Annotated in this window: 3 protein-coding genes; 2 read left to right on the plus strand and 1 reads right to left on the minus strand. The window is 71.9% G+C overall.

Annotated elements, in window-relative coordinates; translation table 11 throughout:
* On the plus strand, positions 1 to 648 hold a 648-nt coding region (locus I5E_RS17655; RefSeq protein WP_031263085.1), incomplete at its 5' end, for a UDP binding domain-containing protein.
* Between the two features lie 20 nt (positions 649 to 668).
* Positions 669 to 2,546, plus strand: a complete 1,878-nt coding sequence (locus tag I5E_RS17660) for a hypothetical protein (RefSeq protein ID WP_022908155.1) — start codon at positions 669 to 671, stop codon at positions 2,544 to 2,546.
* Here the strand turns inward: I5E_RS17660 and I5E_RS25730 are convergent.
* On the minus strand, positions 2,527 to 2,723 hold a 197-nt coding region (locus tag I5E_RS25730; RefSeq protein WP_031263086.1), incomplete at its 5' end, for a hypothetical protein. The two genes, I5E_RS17660 and I5E_RS25730, sit on opposite strands and share 20 nt — an antisense overlap.

Below are 2,723 nucleotides of genomic sequence, written 5' to 3' on the forward strand. Positions count from 1 at the left end.
ATCAACTCGATGGCGGAGATCGCCGAGGTCGCCGGGGCNGACGTCACGCCCCTCGCCGACGCGATCGGGCACGACGCCCGCATCGGCCGGAAGTTCCTCAACGCCGGCCTCGGGTTCGGTGGCGGTTGCCTGCCGAAGGACATCCGGGCGTTCCAGGCGCGGGCGGACGAGCTCGGGGTCGGGGAGTCGCTGGCGTTCCTGGCCGACGTCGACGCGACGAACCTGCGTCGTCGTGCGCACGTGGTCGAGCTCGCGCAGGAGCTGCTCGGCGGGGACGTCACCGGCAAGCGCGTCGCGGTGCTCGGGTTGGCGTTCAAGCCGAACTCCGACGACGTCCGTGACTCACCGGCGCTCGACATCGCCGGACGGCTGCAGGCCCTCGGGGCGACGGTGGCCGCGTACGACCCGGAGGCCGTGGTCACGGCGCGCCGGGTGCGTCCGGAGCTGGAGTACGCCGAGCGCGCCACCGACGCACTGCGGGACGCGGACCTCGTGCTGGTCCTGACCGAGTGGACCGAGTTCCGCGAGCTCGACGCGGCCGCGGTCGCCGCGCTCGTGGCGGACCCGATCGTGGTCGACGGCCGCAACTGCCTCGACCGCGACGCCTGGACGGCAGCCGGCTTCACCTACCGCGGCATGGGCCGCTGACCACCGCGCGGGGGCGGGGGATGACGATCGACGACGCGCTGACCGACGACCGTCCTGCCGCGGCTCCCGCGGCGCCGCACCGACGACGCTTCGGGGCGTTCCACGAGGGGCGTCGTCCCTCGCGGGCGTCGCTCCTCGCGAACGGCGCGCTCCTCGCCGTCGCCGCGCTGCTCGTGGCGTTCGTCGCGTACCGGACGCGGCTCGAGGTGACGAACATCGACGGCATCTCGTACATGTCGATCGCCAAGCAGTACGCCGAGTGGCACTGGGCGGACGCCGTGAACGGGTACTGGTCGCCGATGGTGTCCTGGCTGATGGCGCCGCTCATCGCGATCGGCGTCGGGCAGACCACCGCCTTCGCCGTCGTGAACACGCTGTCCAGCGTCCCCGTGCTGGCGATGGGGGCGTGGCTGCTGCTCCGGACGACGGGCAACGGCTGGACGGCGGGGTGGTCGATCGCCGCGACCACGCCGCTCATGATGGCGAACGTCAGCCTGCAGACCCCGGACACCCTCGTGCTCGTCTGGTGCCTCGGGTTCCTCTGGGCACTGCTCGCGGCGGACCGCGCCTGGCACGGGTCGATCCGGCGGATCGTCCTCACCGGGGTGCTGCTCGGGGCGGTGTGCGCGCTGGGGTACTGCACGAAGGCGTTCCTCGTCCCCGTCTTCCTCGTCGTGGTGCCGGTGTGGGCCGTCGTCCGCTGGTTCCAGGACCGTCCCGGGGCCCGGGAACGCCGTTCCGTCCTGCTGCCCGTCGTCGCCCTCGTCGCGGTGGTCCTCGTGTCCGCACCGTGGGTCGTCGCCCTGTCCGTGAAGTTCGGCGGGGTCGAGGTCGGCTCGTCGCTGACCGTGAACGTGTCCGGCAAGTTCAGCGACTCGTCCGGCAAGGACGCCGACGAGTACCGGATCCCCACACCACCGAACGCGCGGGCCGTCTCACCGAACGAGGACCGGACGCCGTCGATCTACGACGCCGGACTCCTCACCGCCGAGCGGACCGTGCCGGCGGAGCCCGTCGCGGGGTCGGCGACGGAGTCGTCCCGGAGCCAGACCACCACGCTCGTCGGCAAGGTGCGGTACTACGTCGAGCAGCGACTCGAGGCGCTGCCGTTCTACTTCCTCCGCATCGGCTCGTTCGCCCCGTTCGCGCTCGCCATCGGCGTGGTGTTCGTCGGCGCGGTCGTCGCCGGGGTGGTGCACTACCGGCGGTTCGTGTTCGCGAGCATCGTCGGCATCTTCTCCGGCGTGTACCTGCTCGGGTACGCCGGGATCGCGACGGTGGACACCCAGGGCGGGAACGCCCGCTACTACCTGCCGCTGTTCACCGGGTCCGTACTGATCGCCGCCGCCCTGCTGCCGACGTTCTGGCGGGCGGCGAGACGGGGCCGCCGGGTCCGGAAGGTCGCGACGGTCGTCGCGTGCGCCGTGCTCGTCGTCGCGGCGTACAGCCAGAACGTCAACGGAGTGCGTGCGCCGTTCTCGGTCATGACCACGAAGCCGTCCGGCATCCCCGCCGGACAGGTGCTCGGCGGCGTCGTCACGCCGGACGAGCCGCTCCCGGACCTGCTCGTCGCGAACCACACGCTCCCCGCCGGCAGCAGGATCCTCGGGACGAACACCCGCGACACCGTGCTCGTCGCCTTCCGGACCGGCACCCAGATGTACGGCGAGAACGGGCAGCAGTACGACTACGAGGACCCGGCCTTCGTCGACCTGCTCAAGCGGTCCGGGGTGCAGTACTTCCTGAACTACTCGAACGCGCTCATCCCGAAGGACCGGGACTACTCGGCGATCGGCACCCTCGAGGAGAGCTTCACCGTCGACCAGACCTGCCAGGACATCAAGTCGGCGCCGGTCCAGCCGTGCCTCGTCGACGTCGTCAAGGTGTCCGGGAGCTGACGCCGGTCGGCGCCCAGAGCCGCACGACCACCGTGGCCCACCCGACGACGACGAGCACCCCCACGACGGCGACGAGGGCGAACGGCACCGGACCGGAGGCCTCGTAGCGGTCGACGCTCGCGGCCGAGATCGGCCCGCTCGCGGTGTTCCAGAACCACCCGGCGGCGACCGCGATCC

Source organism: Curtobacterium sp. B18 (genome assembly GCF_000333375.1).
Taxonomy (GTDB): Bacteria; Actinomycetota; Actinomycetes; order Actinomycetales; family Microbacteriaceae; genus Curtobacterium.

Coding starts and splice junctions, on each gene's coding strand:
- I5E_RS17660 (WP_022908155.1), top strand. CDS start 669: ATGACGATCGACGACGCGCTGACCGACGACCGTCCTGCCGCGGCTCCC.